Source organism: Bradyrhizobium sp. NBAIM08, from assembly GCF_020193935.1.
GTDB classification, from domain to species: Bacteria; Pseudomonadota; Alphaproteobacteria; order Rhizobiales; family Xanthobacteraceae; genus Bradyrhizobium; species Bradyrhizobium yuanmingense.
Genome location: NZ_JADYVR010000276.1, coordinates 1 through 456, shown reverse-complemented (window position 1 = coordinate 456; position 456 = coordinate 1). Strand labels below are relative to the sequence as shown.

The following is a 456-nucleotide window of genomic DNA, read 5'->3' as shown; positions in this document are numbered from 1 at the left end:
CGCTGTGGATGACGCGCACCGAAGTGCATTGCCGGCGCTGCGGCGGCCATCTCGGCCATGTGTTCGAGGACGGGCCGCGACCCACCGGCCTGCGCTACTGCATGAACGGCGTCGCGATGAAGTTCGAGCCGGCGGGCGGCTGAGCCTCAGCGTCCGAGCTGCGCGCGCACCGCGCGCCAGAGCGCCGTTGTCTCGGCGGCGCCGGGATCGCGCGCGCTCGGCCGCACCGCGGTGTGGACCATGACCAGCTCGCGCCGGGGATCGACGAAGATCGTCTGACCGCGCACGCCGAGGAAGGCGAAGCTGCCGTCGTTCTCGGGGAAGATCCAGGTCTGGAAGCCGTAGCCGTAGTAGCGGCCGGTCTGCGCGCCGGAGAAATGCGCGCGCGTCGCCTCGCGGATCCAGGTCTCGGGGATCAGCTGGCGATCGCCGCTGCGGCCGCCGCGCGCCAGCACC

At 72.4% G+C, this 456-nt stretch carries 1 protein-coding gene and 1 pseudogene; one reads left to right on the top strand and one right to left on the bottom strand.

The features are described from left to right. On the top strand, positions 1-143 hold a 143-nt coding region (locus tag I6F37_RS39475), incomplete at its 5' end, for a peptide-methionine (R)-S-oxide reductase (RefSeq protein WP_225154298.1). A gap of 3 nt (positions 144-146) precedes the next feature. On the opposite strand, the pseudogene I6F37_RS39470 reads toward I6F37_RS39475, so the two are convergent. Next, a pseudogene (locus tag I6F37_RS39470) lies at positions 147-456 on the bottom strand (serine hydrolase); the annotation flags it as partial.